14 protein-coding genes are annotated in these 14,534 nt (G+C 29.2%); 8 read left to right on the forward strand and 6 right to left on the reverse strand.

Going from position 1 to position 14,534, the window contains the following annotated elements; genetic code table 11:
• The first annotated feature begins 30 nt into the window (after positions 1-30).
• Positions 31-441, forward strand: coding sequence for a hypothetical protein (locus tag ACWJJ2_RS16685; RefSeq protein ID WP_216302659.1), 411 nt, complete (start codon positions 31-33; stop codon positions 439-441).
• Positions 442-556: 115 nt separating this feature from the next.
• Here the strand turns inward: ACWJJ2_RS16685 and ACWJJ2_RS16690 are convergent, their stop codons facing one another.
• A complete protein-coding gene (locus tag ACWJJ2_RS16690) occupies positions 557-1,231 on the reverse strand; it encodes a hypothetical protein (protein WP_216302660.1) in 675 nt (224 codons plus the stop codon).
• 684 nt (positions 1,232-1,915) lie between these two features.
• Here ACWJJ2_RS16690 and ACWJJ2_RS16695 point away from each other — a divergent pair.
• The 3 genes from ACWJJ2_RS16695 (at position 1,916) to ACWJJ2_RS16705 (ending at position 3,744) form a co-directional block, all read left to right on the forward strand.
• Positions 1,916-2,152, forward strand: a complete 237-nt coding sequence (locus ACWJJ2_RS16695; RefSeq protein ID WP_268064073.1) for a hypothetical protein — start codon at positions 1,916-1,918, stop codon at positions 2,150-2,152.
• Between the two features lie 2 nt (positions 2,153-2,154).
• Entirely contained in the window at positions 2,155-3,036 is an 882-nt protein-coding gene (locus ACWJJ2_RS16700) for a hypothetical protein (RefSeq protein WP_216302662.1), read from the forward strand.
• A 273-nt stretch (positions 3,037-3,309) separates the two neighbouring features.
• On the forward strand, positions 3,310-3,744 hold the full coding sequence (locus ACWJJ2_RS16705; RefSeq protein ID WP_462953571.1) for a hypothetical protein: 435 nt from the start codon (positions 3,310-3,312) through the stop codon (positions 3,742-3,744).
• A 295-nt stretch (positions 3,745-4,039) separates the two neighbouring features.
• Here ACWJJ2_RS16705 and ACWJJ2_RS16710 read toward each other — a convergent pair whose 3' ends face one another.
• The 3 genes from ACWJJ2_RS16710 to ACWJJ2_RS16720 form a co-directional block, all read right to left on the reverse strand.
• Positions 4,040-4,636, reverse strand: a complete 597-nt coding sequence (locus ACWJJ2_RS16710) for a hypothetical protein (protein ID WP_462953572.1) — start codon at positions 4,634-4,636, stop codon at positions 4,040-4,042.
• 56 nt (positions 4,637-4,692) lie between these two features.
• Entirely contained in the window at positions 4,693-5,151 is a 459-nt protein-coding gene (locus ACWJJ2_RS16715; RefSeq protein ID WP_462953573.1) for a hypothetical protein, read from the reverse strand.
• A gap of 119 nt (positions 5,152-5,270) precedes the next feature.
• Positions 5,271-5,486, reverse strand: coding sequence for a tetratricopeptide repeat protein (locus tag ACWJJ2_RS16720; protein WP_462953574.1), 216 nt, complete (start codon positions 5,484-5,486; stop codon positions 5,271-5,273).
• A gap of 300 nt (positions 5,487-5,786) precedes the next feature.
• Between ACWJJ2_RS16720 and ACWJJ2_RS16725 the strand changes: the two genes are divergently transcribed.
• Positions 5,787-6,875: a dipeptide epimerase gene (locus ACWJJ2_RS16725; RefSeq protein ID WP_462953575.1), complete on the forward strand. Its 1,089-nt coding sequence runs from the start codon at positions 5,787-5,789 to the stop codon at positions 6,873-6,875.
• 75 nt (positions 6,876-6,950) lie between these two features.
• Positions 6,951-9,113, forward strand: coding sequence for a HelD family protein (locus ACWJJ2_RS16730; protein WP_220286206.1), 2,163 nt, complete (start codon positions 6,951-6,953; stop codon positions 9,111-9,113).
• Between the two features lie 55 nt (positions 9,114-9,168).
• Here ACWJJ2_RS16730 and ACWJJ2_RS16735 read toward each other — a convergent pair whose 3' ends face one another.
• Together ACWJJ2_RS16735 and ACWJJ2_RS16740 are read right to left on the reverse strand one after the other, a co-directional pair.
• Entirely contained in the window at positions 9,169-9,534 is a 366-nt protein-coding gene (locus ACWJJ2_RS16735) for a DUF4363 family protein (RefSeq protein ID WP_216303916.1), read from the reverse strand.
• Between the two features lie 20 nt (positions 9,535-9,554).
• Positions 9,555-10,259, reverse strand: a complete 705-nt coding sequence (locus tag ACWJJ2_RS16740; RefSeq protein WP_216303917.1) for a DUF421 domain-containing protein — start codon at positions 10,257-10,259, stop codon at positions 9,555-9,557.
• A gap of 341 nt (positions 10,260-10,600) precedes the next feature.
• Between ACWJJ2_RS16740 and ACWJJ2_RS16745 the strand changes: the two genes are divergently transcribed.
• A complete protein-coding gene (locus tag ACWJJ2_RS16745; RefSeq protein WP_216303918.1) occupies positions 10,601-12,451 on the forward strand; it encodes a sensor histidine kinase in 1,851 nt (616 codons plus the stop codon).
• An 83-nt stretch (positions 12,452-12,534) separates the two neighbouring features.
• Positions 12,535-14,322, forward strand: coding sequence for a sigma-54-dependent Fis family transcriptional regulator (locus tag ACWJJ2_RS16750; RefSeq protein ID WP_462953576.1), 1,788 nt, complete (start codon positions 12,535-12,537; stop codon positions 14,320-14,322).
• Positions 14,323-14,534 lie beyond the last annotated feature (212 nt).

Raw genomic sequence — 14,534 nt, forward strand, 5'->3', positions numbered from 1 at the left:
CACAGCGAGATATATCAGTGGAACAATTCAATGATTATTTATAACACACCTGGCTTTCCTGACTATGGGCTTTTCTACGAAAATTACAATCCTTACTATGCTGAATGTATAATTAGAGTTGTATTTATGATTTTATATCTTGTATTTGGTATGTTATTAACAAAAGAGAAGTCTAAAATTAAAAATTTTTTATCTGTTTTTATATGTTATTTAGTACTTATTATAATAAATCAAGTAGAATCTCCACAATATTTTGAAAATTTATATGTTTGGATACCATATATATTTATTAGTTCTTCTGCTCATGATGCACTTAAAACAGCAACACCACTAATATCTCATACTGTTTTTTACGTTATTTTATTTATGCCTACTTTATTTATATTGTTAGGTCCTAAAGTAAAAAGTTTATATTATAAGAAATTTATTAAAAAAACATAAAATATTATTAATAAATCTAAAGTTTTGTATTAATAGTACAAAACTTTATTAGATCAAGTTCTTAAAAAGTCAACGATTATAGTTTTGTACAAATTTGATTAGGCAAAACATAATTTTATTTTTTTAGTGGATTACTACCTAATTCATGATTATTATATTTGTCCTTGTTTTTAATTATTAAATAAAACTTATGAAATCCTGAGCATGGGAGTATTAGTAAATAAGCCATTACTAATTGAGAAATTGCAAAACCGATATTGTTAAATTCTATTTGTTTTGATAAAATTATTCCAAGTGAAATACAGAAGGAAGAAAATATTCCTACAAATGCCTTATTAATATGTTTTTTGCTATAACCATTTTTTAACTTATTTTTTATATTAAATATTATAGCAGTAATAATAAGTATATATATTAATAAACTTATTATTACAATTAAATAAGATATAGGGCTATTTAATTCATGTAGGAAGACCAAGGAAGAAATAAAGAAATTAAAAATTGAAGTTCCTGTAAAAGCGATAGCTGTATATAACCAAATTATTTTGTTAAATCGCTTGGGAAAAATATAAAAAATTAATGAACCTAAATCGAAAATAGAAATAATGGCAATTAATAAAGTTAATATAGAATTTGGTATAGGCATATTTAATACAGAATCTTGATAATAGGATAATCCACCATAATTAAAAACATTTACAAGGATAACAAGAGTCCAAATAAATTTTCTTATAGCCTGTTTATCTGGTATTTGCGTATAGTTTTCAAGAAATTCATTATTATTTTTCACTAAACATACATTCCTTTCATAATCATGTGAATTATAGGTTACTTAAGAGATCTTCTCCTTTCTTCAGAAAATGCTATTTTTAAGGTATGTTATATTACTAAAGTTTTATTGAGGTAATTAATTTATTTTTATGTACACCTAATTTCCTATAAATTACTTATATTTTAATTATTATAACATACTCTTCATCAAAATAATTCTAACCCGTAGAACTATTGGTTTGGTTTGTGATGCCAATATAAAGAGTTAGACCAATGGGTAAGAAGAAGTATACGCCTCTGTGTTTATGCATATTTAATATAAAGATAAACCCCTAGAAAATCTAGGGCTAATCAGTATAACCAAATATTATATTGGTACTTATATTACTTATAGAACCGCTGTGTACCGTTGAGTTAAAACATCTCCTGGGGAGCCGCTATAAAATAAGGAATGAAAGTATAATAATGCATAAATTGTATAATAATATTGACTTTGAAAATTTTTCTGTTACACTAAGCTTGTAGAATACAAGTGTAGACAATTATGATTTTTAGTTCTTACAGTTGGTGTTAACAATGAAAGATTTACCTAAAATATCAGATTCAGAATGGCTGGTAATGAAGGTTGCTACTCTTATTAAAATTGCTTATTCCTTATAATATACAAGCAGATTTAAGTTTGTATATTATAAGGAATATTGCCATGCCAAATATTACGCTAAGAATTTTACCAGAATATACTATAATCAATGCTAAAGTTATTGACAATACATCATTTAGTAATGTTTCAGAAACTTTTAAAACACAAAAACCTATTATTAAATCAAATAATAATATTTATTTAACACCTATATCAATATTATTAATTGTTTGGGATGTTGGATCAATAGCTATATTATTTTATGTTTTAATAATAAATCTACAATTAAAAGGAGAATAGATATGATTGAATTATTTAAAAAAAAATTAGTTAGAGGGTCTATAATAGTTATTGTATTCATTATTTTAGTCGGAACTTTTTATATAACAGGTAAAAAACAACCAAATAAAAATAATACTACCACAAATAAAAACACCACGGGCACAAAGATTGCTAGTAATACTGCACCTAGTACAAAGTCATCATCTAGTGAAAAAGCTGCAAATACAAAACCATCAGTTACTTCACAGGATGCATCACCGCAGCAACCACAGCAATCTGAAGAAGTACAAGATTCAAAGTCACAGCCTTCTTCTGAAGAAACTGTTTCTCCAGAAAAAACAACGCCTTCTGAAAAAACAGTTTGTTCAAATCAAATGGCACCTTCTGAAAAAGCAGTTTCCTCAAAACAAACAGTACCTTCTGAAAAGACTGTTTCTTCAAAACAAACGGTTCCTTCAACCAAAACAGTGCCTTCTGAAAAAGCAGTTTCCTCAAAACAAACAGCACCTCCTGAAGAAACAGTGCCTTCACCAAAAAAAAATATCTCAGCATCACCACAAGAATATGTCAGTAATAATTTGGGCTTTTCTGTTACTTTCCCAGCATCTTGGAAAAATAAGTATACGGTTGAAGAAGATAATAATGGGTTGGTCGTAAAATTTAAGCCGGTTAATCCTATAGCCGGAGGTATGCTCTTTGAAATTGTAAAAAAATCACCCGATTTTGATGAAAGTATGTCGGATGGTATAGGTAAAAGATATATTACTGCAAGGGGAGTTACTTATATTATAGGTGGTCCTATGGATGTAGGGTTCCCACCTGATCACCCTGAGTACGTTAATTATAAAAAACTTTCTAAAGAGCTTTCATCGGTTGTAAGCACTATTAAAAATATAGACTAATTTTTATTATACCAATTTGTTGTAGTTCGTTTTCGGAAGGTAAATTATATTTTCTGGGGAACCAAAGATAGAGAAGAAATATTAAATGCGACTATCGGAAACTATCCAAAGAAGAATATCTCCATTATAAAATGAGATGTTTTCTATTACCGAAAATACAAATGTATTTAGATCTGTATACATAAAAGATGAATGGAAATTTATTGATACGACTGGTAAAGTGATTGTTAAATAATCTCCTGCGGAGCTGAATTATTGAATTAAATCAAGAAGGTGAATTATATTAAGAAGAATATTTCAAAAGTTTTAAAACAGATTATTATAACTCAAATAATAAGTATTATTTTTGCTATTGCTGGAGGAGTATATTTACAATGTGATTGGACGTTTAAGAATGGTACAATACTAGTTTTGGGGATTGGTTTATTAACATTATTTTATATAATTATAATGGCATTTTTTATAAAGGCAAATTGGGTAAATATACTATTAGTTACTGTTCCTTATTATTTAGTTTATTCTCCTATAATCACATTTGAAGTGCCAAATTTTTTCAACACTCAGTCCGATCCAAATGATTTTGGTGCTGGACTTTTGGGGCTAGGGATGATAGCGTGCGTGTATATAAGTGTAGTAATGGCAAGTATAATTGGCACTGCACTCCGAGTAGCTTATGATGTCCGAATGAAAGATGATTATAAGCAATAAAAAAATAGTTCACAGTCTCATACAGGTCGTCGTAAGAAAAACCCATATCAATCATAGATATGGGTTTTTGCTATATTACTATTTTGAATATAACATAAAAGTAATTGAGGAGTTATATGATAGCCTATATACATGGCTATCACATTATTTATGGTAGTTTCTTTATGCCAGAAAAATATATGCATAGAGGCTCAATGTCAATGACAAATCATAAACGTTATTAATTAATGATTTTGAATATTTTATATTAGAAGCATAAATTGAATGTTACATAATACTAATATAACTTTTGTATTTATTGTTCCTCACTTGTGTAAATTTCCCCTGTATAAACGTCAATTTTAATATGACATACCACTTCATTCCAAAGAATAATATCCCATGTTTCTTTACCGGTGTTGCACTGCTTTTCACCTGAAATATAAGCGAGTTCAAAGTTACCTTTGCTCTTAAACCTTTCTTTTGCTATGTTAATTGCCTCATTACTATCTATAGACCATTTTTCAATATTTAGGTCATCACCAGTTGCAATTTTTGAGTCTCTGGGTTGGGTAGCTATTTTAAGAATTTTCTTGCTTTTAGTATTTATTTCTACTGTTATTATATTAGGCACACCATTTTTATTTTCACTATCATCCTCGTACCATATTTCAACGTTACCCCGCTGAGCTTTATCCAATTCCATATTTATTTTACTAATATGATAGTTTTTTTTACTCCAGAACTTATCTACATGTATTTTTGATATTTTTACAAGTTCCTTTGCCGAAAATTTATTATCAGGAATACTTTCGTTAATAATTTTAGGACCACTTTTCACATAATAAATCGTGCCAAAAATTAACGAAACCGAAACTATTATAGTAATAATCGATATTACCTTTAACCTCAATATACTTTCCTCCTTACTTTAACATTGTATTTAATGAGTCTAGATAACCAAAAACATTATTTAAAAATTTTTTTGAACGTTAGGATTATCATAATTAGCGTTGTATCTTCCAACCACAAATCTCTAATGACAGAATCTATTAGCGCGACTTCAGCAGGAATAGATTGTGTAATTTGTTCTTTAACAATTATACCAGCTATTAATACCGGAGGAACACCATATTTTTTAGCAGCTTTATTTATTTCATCCTTATAGTCTTTTAGAACATCTTCAATTTTATTTTTTTGATTGAATCTTATGCGTGCTGCTGGGTACGGTTGATAAACTACATCCCATAGCTTAACTTTTGCTTTATCATATTCAGCATTACTCGTTATGTCTGGCATAGGTGCGAGTTTTATAGTAGCAGTTGGGCCTCCATTATCCCCAAATCCGTCTACATATGAATTGTTTAAATAAGAACGCTCTGCTTTGCGAACAGCTTGTGCTTCATTTCCTTCTATTGTAGTTATCATATTTTAAAATAAGTTATTTTCGGTTCAACAAGCAAAGCAGCCACAGATTTAAGAAAATCTATGGCTACTTTGTTTAAATTAATACAATTAAAACTATATTTTATGTCATATTTTTGTTTTTAATTTATATACATATAAAAATTAAGGAAAGTAACATAACAATTAATATTATTTTTATTAGATTTGTCGTATTCCTTTAACCTAGTATAGACATTTCCTAAATAACAATATGTAGTTTGATCAAATATTATATTTCTTTTTAATTCGATTGCTGTATTTAGCTTTTCAATAGCCTTATCATATTTTTTGGTGTGAATATATAAATGACGACCCATACAAGAGTATATTAAGCTAGATTTAGGTTTTAATTTTAGGGCTGCATTAAAATATTTTAATGCCCTATTATATTGTTTAACTCCTACGTATGTCTAAATAGAAGTAAATAAAAATAGAATAAATTTAAGGGTTAAATTGTATAAAAATAATTAGTAAAGAATTTTATAAAAGTAATAGAATTAAAGTAGATATAGAGGTATAATGAAATATTGTACTGTTAAGAATTTACTTCTTATTGTATAAATAGGTTAAGTAAGTTAAATACTATTAAAATATTAAACGTTTAGTGGGGGATAATTATGAAAATACAAGATATTAGGATAGGTAAAATTAATACTCCTTTGAGACAACCATATAAAGTAGGGAAGAGACTTCTTAATTTTTCTGATGAAATAGTTATAAAAATGGTTACAGATACAGGAGAAATAGGATATGGTAGTGCAGCCCCAACACCTTTAATAACTGGGGAAACCCAGAGTTCAATTATTGGAGCAATAGAGCATATTAAACCTGGAATTATAGGTTTAGATATTGATAATATTGAAGAAATTATGAAAGTAATTCATGGTTCTATGCACGGAAATAATAGTGCTAAGGCAGCTATTGATGTTGCTATATATGATTTACTTTGCAAAAAATATGGAGTGCCACTTTACAAATTTTTAGGTGGATATAAAACTTCATTATCTACAGATATTACAATAGCAAATGATACAGTGGAACAAATGGTGACAAAATCAGTAGAAGCTGTAATGAATGGTTATACATATTTAAAAGTGAAAATTGGAAATGATATGGCTCGTGATATAGAGAGAGTAAAAGCAGTAAGAAAAGCGGTAAGGCGTGGAATAAAAATAAGAGTAGATGCTAACCAAGGGTGGAGCCCAAAGGAAGCTGTAAGTACTATTAGAAAGTTCGAAGACATGGGGTTAGATATTGAGTTTGTTGAGCAACCAGTTAATGCTTGGGATATAGATGGACTAAAATATGTAACAGATAATGTGGAAACAAAAATTCTTGCAGATGAAGCAGTTTTTGGTCCATCAGATGCCTTTAAGATCATTGAAAAAAGAGCGGCAGACCTCATAAGCATAAAGCTTATGAAATGCGGTGGTATAAATAATGCAATAAAGATGTATAATATGGCAGAAAATATGGGTATAAGATGTATGATGGGATGTATGCTAGAAAGTAGAATAGGCATTACAGCAGCAACGAGTTTTGCAGCGTCAAAATCCAATATGATTAAAGCTGATCTAGATACTATGTTGCTATTTGAACATGATTCAATAGTTGGTGGTGCATGTATTACAGGGAATACGATAACTATTAATGATTCTCCAGGTCTCGGCATTATAGATATAATTGGATGGAATGAAATTTTTTAAATATACGAGTGCGAATTATACGAAAAAATAAAATCGTTAAATGGGGTGGTAGTTTTGAATAATAATAAATATGATATGGATGCTAGTTTAATAGAAGTTGAATTAAAGAAACAATTAGAATTTAATGTAGAAGAAGAAAAATTAAATGGCATTATTAAAATCATTAGTGAAGAAATTCTAAAATATATTCAAAAGAGAAAAGAAATTACAAAATATATTTTAGAATATAGGAAAAAAGTGATTGAAGATTATAGAGATGATGAAGATATGGTAATAGAATATTTTGATCATGAGGTATATGTAAAGGAGGAAGCATTTAAAACTATTGATAGAAGAGTAATGGAGTTAACTGAGCTTAAGAGCTCTCCTTATTTTGGAAGAGTTGATTTTTCTGAAGAAGACTATGGTATTAATAAAATGTATGTAGGAAGGTTTGGAGTTACTCCAGAAAATACTTATGAACCTTTAGTAGTAGACTGGAGAGCCCCCGTTGCATCTTTATTTTACACCGGGGCTTTAGGGGAAGCTTTTTATGATGCTCCTAAGGAAAAGATACTAGTAAACATTTTAGCTAAGAGGCAATTTATTATTAAAAAAGAAAAGCTTAAAGGCATGTTCGACTCAGCGCTAGATGTAAAAGATGAGATACTTCAAATGGTGCTTAGTAGCAATGCGTCAGAAAAGCTCAAAGATATAATAATGACAATACAAAAGGAACAGGATGATTTAATAAGGCAACCAAGAACCAAAACTATTGTAGTGGATGGCGTTGCTGGTAGTGGAAAAACTACTATTGCTCTTCATAGGGTAGCATATTTGCTTTATAATTATAGAAAAATACTCCAAGACAAGGTTCTAATATTAGGGCCAAATAATGTATTTATGGAATATATATCTTTAGTGCTACCAAGCCTTGGAGAATCGGGAGTTAAGCAAACAACATTTAGAGACTTTGCCTTTGACATTTTAGGGCCTATGGAAGTAATGAGCCTAAAAGAGTATATGGAGAAAGTGCTTAGTGGAGAAAAAGAATTTGCTAGAGATATTATGTATAAAAATTCTACAGAGTATAAAAACTTTCTTGACACCTCAGTAGAAAAATTAGATAACGAATACTTTAAAATAGAAGATTTATTATTTATGAATGAGATAGTATTATCTAAAAAGGAAATAATGGAAATGTTTTATAATCACTATAAAACTATGCCTTTATTCAGAAGAAGTAAGAAAATTAAAAGAATTATTTATTCTAAGATTAGAGACGCTAGAGATGAAAAAGTTAGATTTATACAAAAAGAATATGAAAAAAGTGTGGTAGAGTTACCTGAGGAAGAAAAGGATTTTAAAATAAATGATTTAGATTTTAATAGAAGACTCAAAATTAGAGAAGTAATTAAAGAGATATTAGCAGTGAAAAGAAACCTTACTTGGATTGAAAATGGAAACTGTGTTGATTTATACAACAAAATAAATGGACATAAAGCATTAACAGAAAATGATTTAGGTGGTATCTTATATTTTAAAATTAAGCTAGAAGGGATCAAGATTTCTGAGGAAATAAAGCATGTAGTAATAGATGAAGCTCAGGATTATAATGAACTTCAATTCATGGTAATAAAGGAATTAACAAAGTGTTCTTCTTTAACGATAGTTGGAGATAGCAATCAGAGACTGATTCCATATGACGGGAAGCTACCTATGCATGATATAAAGAATATACTTCCAGGGTGTAATACTCAGGAGTTTAGACTAAGTACCAGCTATAGATCTACAGTGGAAATTATGGAGTACGCTAATAAATATTTGCATGCAGATCCTATTGTTCCTGTAGTACGAAATGGTGAAGTGGTAAAAGAGAAATTAATTTCTGATAAGGATGAACTTAAAAGTTTTATGACCCAAAAAATTTCTGAGTTCAAAAGTAAGACTTATGAAAATATTGCGATTATCTGTAAAGATATAAGTGAAACAGAAAAAATCTTTGATTTAATTAACAAGGATGCTAATGTTAAGATTATAAATAAAGAAAACGCAGTGTATCATAGCGGGATTGTTGTAATCCCATCATATTTTGCTAAGGGACTTGAGTTTGATGCAGTTATCATGATATTAGATGAGCCTTGTGGACTTAAAACAGAAGGTTTGCAGGGGGAATATAAGCAAGAGGATAAACTTAGGTATGTAATGGCAACTAGAGCATTACACGAACTTCATGTGGTTTTGAAAAGTTCATTCTAAATTTCAAAAAGAAAAAATAATAAACTAACAAAAATAATACCTAGGTCACTAGGTATTATTTTGTTAGTTCATCCCAATTTTCAATAATTTGATTTAATTCAATCAAGGTACTAGCTTTATCCTCACTGGCTATTGAACCGCGAAGACTGGCGATGTTTAAACTTATATTATATAGTTCATCTCGTTCAACGCTAAATTGAATGCGAGGTATGATTTTTTTCCAGGCAGTATCAATTCTGACGATATCTTGCTCAAGCATATCCCACTTTTCAGATTTTGCATGTTCTATAGATAGCTCTACAAAAGAAACTACGTCTTCTGAAGGAGTGCGAGGCTTTTTCAAATAATTACCTCCTAACATTATTAGTACGAAAATTGTTAAAGTAACTATTGGTATAGCATATGATATAAATTTTTTCATAGTTTAAGCCCCTTTATCTGCTATTTATTATTTTCTTCTATATCATCTTTATAAAGATCTATATGTAAACCAGTTGTTGCGTTATAGATAGCTAAAAATACTTCGGAAGCATCATTAATACCTTTCTTTTTTAGTTTAGTCATTAGCCATTTTTCATTTCTATTAATTTTATCTAAGTTATCTTGCAAAATAGATCCATCGTAAATTATTTCAAAATCAATACTAGCAGGGGTAGTTTTAACTTTTAAATCATTTGCTGTAACAGTATCACATTGAGTTTTTTTTAAGATAGACAATTGTCCATCTTTTTCGAGTATTGCATAAGCTACGTCGCTTAAGTCAAAAACACCTTTATCTCTTAACTGTGATAAAAGGTCACCTATGGTGTAGCGAAATTTTTTCATGGATTTCTCAAGTACTTTTCCGTTTATAATAACAATGGTAGGTTCACCATCTAAGTATTTTTCAGCAGTCTTTGAGCTAACAGTTATTAATTGAAGAATAAAGCATAAAACAGCCCAAGTAAGCAAGCCTACCCAATGAGGCCATGCCCTACTAGTTAAATCTGTAGTTAGAGTGGAGGCAGTGGAGCCTATAGTTATGCCTACAACATAATCAAAAAAAGTTAGTTGACTAATCTGCTGCTTTCCAAGAACACGAGTAAATATTAATAAGGTGAAAAATCCGATGATTCCTCTCGCTAGTACTATTAGACCTTCATTCATTAATACCATCTCCTTTCAATGATAGTATATCCATATTTTATATTTATATTTATATGTATTTTATTGAAATTTATATTTAGATTAGAGGAGGTTTGTGGTATTTTGCATTCTATGTAGAAAATTGACATAATTTAAAACATGAAAATTGATGCTAAAATGATTGGAGAAAGATATAATAATATTAGAAATAAAGTGAATTTAGGCGATATATGTATTAAAATGTAAAAGCTGAAGAATCAAAATGCTTTAGGGGAAAATAAGAACTTAAAAAGGTTATAAGGATCAGTGATGATCCTTATATTGCTGTTAAATATAAATGCTTTAATTGGATGTGAAAAAACATGAGTAATATTGACGGAGGCAGAAAAAAAGAAATAAATGATATTATATCTATTGTTAAATTAATTTCCTTATTATTTTGTGGAATTGTAATATACAATGAACTTCTTATATCAAATAATGAGATTCTTCAAAACTCAAGTGGGTATATTAATATAATTCCAACGGCACTACTATCAGTAAGTAGTATATGTATTTATTGGTTATGGTCATTTTTTTCTATAAGAAGATTTAAATGTAAATATGTAAAGTTAATACAAATTATTGAGAACTTAGTTTTTATTATGATTTTTTCAATTACAATTATTTTATCGAATAATTGTACTAGTCAATATAAATTATTGTTCCTATTTATAATTGTTACTTCCACATTAGAATTAGGTATGAAAAATGGTGTTACTACGGCTGTTATTTCATCAGGGATAATACTAGTTATAGATTTGATTTATGCACCGTATACTAGTGTTAATTTATATTTTCAAAATGATTTAATTATGGCAGCAGTATTTATTTTAACTGCATGGCCATTAGGTCATTACGTAGAAATTGAAAAAGAAAATTCATACAGAAAAAATTTACAACTTCAAGCACTTAATGATGAATTAAAGGACACGGATAATCAACGTATATATATAGAAAAAATATTATTGAAAAATGAAGATTGCCATAGCTTACTTATTGAAAATTCAAGAGAAGCTATATTTGTTCATAGAAATGATAAAGTGATTTTTGTGAATGAAAGTGCTATAAAATTAGTGGGCTTAAATACCCAAGATGAATTAATTGGGAGACTTATCTTAGACTTTATGGATATAGATGAGAGTGAAAATATTAAAGAGAAGTTTGATGAAATATACAATAAGCAAAGCACACTTGTAAATTTTGAAGGAAAAATATTTAAGCAGGATGGTAAAGTTGCTAATGTGCAAAATACCTCTACTTATTTTACATATGCAGGACAACCCGTGATATTAAGTATAATACGTGATATTACTCCTGAAAAGCAGGTTGAAAAACTGCAATTGGACATAGAAAAAAATCTTCAATTATTAAATGAAACTATTAAATTGAATAAATTGATTACAGAGGTATTTACAAATATCTCTCATGAATTAAAGACTCCCTTAAATGTTATATATTCGGCTATTCAGGTATTGAGTATATATAACAATACAGAAGAATTTTGGGAGAAAAAAGATGAATATCTAGTTGTAATGAAACAAAATTGTTTCAGGCTTATGAGGTTAATTAATAATTTTTTAGACATTACGAAAGTAGATTCAGGGTTACTTAAACCAAACATGGTAGAGGTTAACATCGTAAGCGTGATTGAAAATATAGCTTTATCTGCTGCGTCCTACGTGGAAAGTAAGCAAATTCAACTTACTTTTGATACAGATGTAGAAGAAAAGATAATGACCTTTGATCCGGATAAAATAGAGAAGATTATGCTTAATGTACTATCTAACTCCATTAAATATACTGATTGTGGTGGTAAAATTTTAGTGGCATTGACTGATAAGGAAGATAGTATTCTCATTTCTGTAAAGGATACAGGTATAGGTATACCAGAGGACAAGTTAAAATTTGTATTTGAGAGATTTGCACAAATAGATAAAACATTAAAACGTCCTTGTGAAGGGGCAGGTATAGGATTGTCCCTTGTAAGATCTTTTGTAAAAATGCATGAAGGAAGCATTGAAATAAAAAGTGAGATTAACATAGGAAGTGAGGCTATAATTAAACTTCCAACAAAAACATTAACAAAGCATTATGTAGATGATGAATTTCAGTATAAAACTAGTACAGAAAGAATTAATATAGAATTTTCTGATATATATTCAGATGTTTAACGACATTTCAGCGACCCAGGAGATGATTTAACTATGGTATAATAAATTCAGATTTATGTAAAAAAATTAAAAGGATGATAAGTATGGATTTGATAAAAATAGTTTCAAATGTTCAGAAGATTTCTGAGGCGATATCAAGTGTCATAGGAGTAGATGTGACGGTTGTAGATAATAATTATAATAGAATAGCAGGGACGGGAAGGTATAGAAATTGTATCGGAGAAAAAGTAAATGAAAAATCTGTTTTTGGATTTGCGCTGACGCAGGGAGAAAGCTTCGTTATTGAAAATCCTAGAAAACATTTTGCATGCTTAAAGTGTGATAATGCTTACAGTTGCAAGGAGTTTGCCGAGGTTTGTTGCCCAATTCATGTTGGTAATGATACTATTGGAGTTATTGGGCTTATTGCTTTTGAAGAAGAACAAAGGGATGCTATTATAAATAATCAAGTAAACCTAATGAACTTTTTAAATAGAATGGCGGATTTAATATCCTCAAAGCTATTAGAACAGGAAAATACAGAGAAAATAAAGCTTTTGGCAGGGGAACTTGAGATAGTTCTTGACGCTGTAGATAAAGGAATTATAGCAGCGGACCACGCAGGAAATATTCTTCATTATAACACCAAAGCATTAGAGCTATTTAGACTTCATGGAAACCAAATTTTAAATACAAATATAAAAAATCTTATTGGTGACTTAGATTTCAATAAACTTATCGAAAAACATAAGAATTTAAAGAATAAAGACTTTACTTATAATGGTAGTAGTCATCATTTCAGAGGAGTACTTGATGCGAAGCCTATTAGTATCGGTGATAAAAACTTTGGTATAGTATGCTCTTTTAGTAATATATCCGATTTATTAAAAACAGTAAATAATATTACCACAGGGACTATGGTTACGTCTTTTGACAGCATTATAGGTAGTAGTTACTGCTTAGAACAAGTTAAATTAGAGGCGGAAAAAGCAGCGAAATCTACTTCTACAGTACTTATTCAGGGAGAAAGTGGAACTGGAAAAGAGCTATTTGCACGGGCTGTTCATTTTTATAGTAATAGAGCGAAAGGGCCGTTTATTACAATAAATTGCGCGGCTATTCCAGAACAACTGCTAGAAAGTGAGTTTTTTGGGTATGAAGATGGGGCTTTTACAGGAGCGCGAAGGGGTGGCAAGGCAGGGAAATTTGAATTAGCAAATAAGGGAACAATATTTTTGGATGAAATTGGAGACATGGCTATTCATCTTCAAACTAAACTTTTAAGGGTAGTACAGGAATACGTTATCGAAAAAATTGGTGGAAAAGAATCCATTCCTATAGATGTAAGAATAATTGCGGCTACCAATAAAGATTTAGAAAAAAAAGTATTAGAAGGAGAGTTCAGGCAAGATTTATTTTATAGATTAAATGTAATTCCACTTAATATACCTCCTTTAAGAGATAGAAAAGATGATATAATAGTTCTTGTGGATTATCTTTTAGACAAATGTAATTCTAAGCTAGAAAAGCATATAAATAAAATAGATGATGATTCTTTAGAAATTTTTATGAATTATAAGTGGCCTGGCAATGTACGTGAACTTGAAAATACCATAGAATATGCTGTAAATATGTGCAGTGGTAGTGTTATAAAATGTATGGATCTGCCGAAGAGGTTGAAAGGTTGCGAGAGCACTTTAAAGTCGAATAAGAATGTAGAGATTATACCTATTAAGGAATTAGAAAAAAAAGAAATTGAAAAAGCTCTAGAGTATTTTGGACATAGTAAACAGTCAATTACAAAGGCTGCTGAGGCTTTAGAATTAAGTAGAGCAACTTTATATAGAAAAATAAAAGAATATGGGATCAAATCATCTTTTTCAAAGCTGTAAATCATTAATCAGTATCAAAATGAGAATTAATTCTCATTTTGATACTGATTTTTTTATCATTTTGAGAAAAAACACCACTGAAACGTTTATTCTCAGTATAATTTTGTTGGCATGAGTATTGCTATTATATGTATAAGGCATATTTAAAAAAATGTTAATAAAAGCTACATAAGTTTTTAATGTATTTAATTTTATAGGTATGTCTTAGAATA

Source organism: Clostridium sp. CM039 (genome assembly GCF_055081075.1).

Bases quoted from the DNA above. Each gene is read 5' to 3' on its own strand.
- ACWJJ2_RS16720 (WP_462953574.1), bottom strand. From the start codon at position 5,486: ATGGGTCGTCATTTATATATTCACACCAAAAAATATGATAAGGCTATT.
- ACWJJ2_RS16685 (WP_216302659.1), top strand. From the start codon at position 31: ATGATTATTTATAACACACCTGGCTTTCCTGACTATGGGCTTTTCTAC.
- ACWJJ2_RS16700 (WP_216302662.1), top strand. From the start codon at position 2,155: ATGATTGAATTATTTAAAAAAAAATTAGTTAGAGGGTCTATAATAGTT.
- ACWJJ2_RS16750 (WP_462953576.1), top strand. From the start codon at position 12,535: ATGGATTTGATAAAAATAGTTTCAAATGTTCAGAAGATTTCTGAGGCG.
- ACWJJ2_RS16745 (WP_216303918.1), top strand. From the start codon at position 10,601: ATGAGTAATATTGACGGAGGCAGAAAAAAAGAAATAAATGATATTATA.
- ACWJJ2_RS16735 (WP_216303916.1), bottom strand. From the start codon at position 9,534: ATGAAAAAATTTATATCATATGCTATACCAATAGTTACTTTAACAATT.
- ACWJJ2_RS16740 (WP_216303917.1), bottom strand. From the start codon at position 10,259: ATGAATGAAGGTCTAATAGTACTAGCGAGAGGAATCATCGGATTTTTC.
- ACWJJ2_RS16715 (WP_462953573.1), bottom strand. From the start codon at position 5,151: ATGATAACTACAATAGAAGGAAATGAAGCACAAGCTGTTCGCAAAGCA.
- ACWJJ2_RS16695 (WP_268064073.1), top strand. From the start codon at position 1,916: ATGCCAAATATTACGCTAAGAATTTTACCAGAATATACTATAATCAAT.
- ACWJJ2_RS16730 (WP_220286206.1), top strand. From the start codon at position 6,951: ATGGATGCTAGTTTAATAGAAGTTGAATTAAAGAAACAATTAGAATTT.
- ACWJJ2_RS16725 (WP_462953575.1), top strand. From the start codon at position 5,787: ATGAAAATACAAGATATTAGGATAGGTAAAATTAATACTCCTTTGAGA.